The organism is Halobacillus sp. (genome assembly GCF_049282395.1).
Lineage (GTDB): Bacteria > Bacillota > Bacilli > Bacillales > Halobacillaceae > Halobacillus.
The window spans coordinates 1-2477 of the sequence record NZ_JBAPTY010000209.1 but is presented as its reverse complement, the minus strand read 5'-3'; the positions used below and the strand labels follow the sequence as shown (position 1 = coordinate 2477).

Here is a 2477-nt window from a genome sequence, read left to right as displayed (position 1 = left end):
TAGTCCACACATAGCCCGCCAGTCCGTAACGAACACTATTCGCTAGATCGACCGCTTCATCTTCATCTTTGAAGGTCATCACAGCGATGACTGGACCAAAAATCTCTTCCTGTACCACTCTCATCGATGTGTCTGCATTAAGAAGCAGCGTTGGCGCTACAAAATTACCGCGGCTGTGTTCTTTCGGAACCGATCCGCTGATCACCTGACACCCTTCTTCTTCCGCTAGTTCGAGATAGCTTTTCACACTTTCATAGTGTTTCGTATGAATTAACGGGCCCACTTGCGTTTCTTCTTTCATTGGATCACCGACTACAATGTTCTCTACTCGATCTTTCAGAGCTGCGATAAACTCGGAAGCGATGTCTTCGTGTACATATAATCTTGAGTTTGCCGTACAGCGTTCGCCGTTAAAGGAGAAGATGCCCCATGTACACGCATCAATGGCCCGCTCAACGTCTGCATCATCAAACACAATGATTGGGGATTTACCGCCTAACTCCATCGAAAAACGCTTCAGCGTTTCCGCTCCATTTTTCATAATTTCAGAGCCTGTCGTCGTTTCTCCTGTAAACGAGATCAACTCCACATCTTCGTGAGCAACTAACGACGCCCCGGCTGTTTCTCCGTAGCCATGCACGACGTTGAAGACACCGTCTGGAAGACCAGCCTTATCAATGATTTCAGCTAAGCGATTCGCCGTAAGCGGGGACCATTCAGCTGGTTTTAACACGACTGTATTTCCGGTAGCGAGCGCCGGTGCAATCTTCCACGTTTCAAGCATAAAAGGTGCGTTCCAGGGCGTGATTAACCCGGCTATTCCAACAGGCTTATGAATCGTGTAGTTGAGAAAGTCATGATCCACCTGGTAAGCATCTCCGACCAGACGACTTTTCACCATCTCTGCGTAGAATCTGAAATTTTGGGCAGCGCGCGCGACCATTTTCTTCGTTTGGCTGATTGGTAGTCCTGTATCGTAGGATTCAAGCGGAGCAATTTCCTCAATATGCTCATCAATCAAGTCTGCAATTTTATAAATATAGGATAACCTTTCATTTTGAGAGAGGCTTCCCCACTCTCCCTTGAAAGCTCTCCTGGCAGCTTTAACCGCTTTGTCTATATCCGCTTCCGCTCCAGATGCGACCTTGTTAATCTTTTCATTCGTAAACGGGTTATAATTATCAAATTGCTCCTGGCTTTCGGCATCTACAAAAGCTCCATCAATGTAAAGCTGAATATCTTTCACTTCTTTGAGCACACGTTTTCCTGCCTGGTTAATATCAGATAAAGTAAGTTCGTTCATGCTTATCCTCCTCATTTGATAGCGCTTTCAAAAATACTTCTTAGATGCAGGCTAAATTTGCAAATATTTGCTAAAGTTTGTATATTCAAATTATCCCACAGGCTTATTTATATTAAAAATATCTATAATATCTATATTCCATATGATTTTCATATACATAGTGAACGGGGGAAAAGAATGGATATTAAGCAATTGCGCTACTTTCGTATGGTAGCGGAGGAAGGGCAAGTAACCAAAGCAGCCAAGAAACTTCATATGGCTCAGCCTCCTCTCAGCCAGCAAATTAAACTGATAGAGGAAGAACTTGACCTGAAGCTGTTTGACCGTCATGGCCGTAAACTCGAATTAACAAGCGCAGGAGAAGTGCTTTATCAAAAAGCAGGTCAGATTCTTAACGAGTTAGAGGAAACGATTGTGGAAGTTAAAGAGACCAATGAAGGAATTACAGGTACTCTTCAAATAGGTTCCAACAAATCATGTTTTTCTTCCTTAACGGGGCCATTACATCAATTGAGAGAGCAATATCCCCAACTGACCTATCAACTTAGAGAAGGAGATACCTACTTTCTGGCGGAATGTATTCGAAGACGAGAAATTGAAATGGCCGTTGTCCGCCTTCCAATTGAACGGGATGAATTTGAAATGATCCCTCTCTCTCCTGAACCTTATGTATTAGTGACCCCTGCCTACTGGGACGTGTTCCCGGCAGATACTGCAGAAGTGGAAGTCGAGGACTTAAAAGATATTCCATTAATGCTATTACACCGCATCAGCGGTATGGGACAATTTGAATTGATCGTGGATGAATGCAGGAAGCATGGGTTTGACCCTAATGTGATCTGTGAATGCCCAGATCCAACCATGCTATTATCGCTCGTAGCTAATGGAATGGGAGCATCCATTGTTCCACGCTCTACTTTGGAAGCGTTCTCTTTTTCGAATATCAGGAGCTATGAGTTTAGAAATGCGGATATCGAAGCGGAAGCTGCGATTATCTGGCATAAAGACCGGTATTTAACGAAGGCTTCCCGAAGACTGCTGCAATTGTTTGAAGTAAACACTGATTTAGAAAAACTTGTGCAACTTTAAAAAACCTTCTTTACTTATTATTGTGGAGCCCCTTAAGCTTATCGGTGCTTTTAAAGCGGCTGAGACATCTAATGAAGACGATGGC

The 2477-nt window shown here is 43.6% G+C and carries 2 protein-coding genes; one reads left to right on the top strand and one right to left on the bottom strand.

Features of this window, described 5'->3' with window-relative positions; translation table 11 throughout:
* On the bottom strand, nt 1-1303 hold a 1303-nt coding region (gene hpaE, locus WAM07_RS09365; RefSeq protein WP_422166297.1), incomplete at its 3' end, for a 5-carboxymethyl-2-hydroxymuconate semialdehyde dehydrogenase.
* Between the two features lie 177 nt (nt 1304-1480).
* Here hpaE and WAM07_RS09360 point away from each other — a divergent pair.
* A complete protein-coding gene (locus WAM07_RS09360) occupies nt 1481-2392 on the top strand; it encodes a LysR family transcriptional regulator (protein WP_422166296.1) in 912 nt (303 codons plus the stop codon).
* Nucleotides 2393-2477: the final 85 nt, after the last annotated feature.

Bases quoted from the DNA above. Each gene is read 5' to 3' on its own strand.
- WAM07_RS09360 (WP_422166296.1), top strand. From the start codon at position 1,481: ATGGATATTAAGCAATTGCGCTACTTTCGTATGGTAGCGGAGGAAGGG.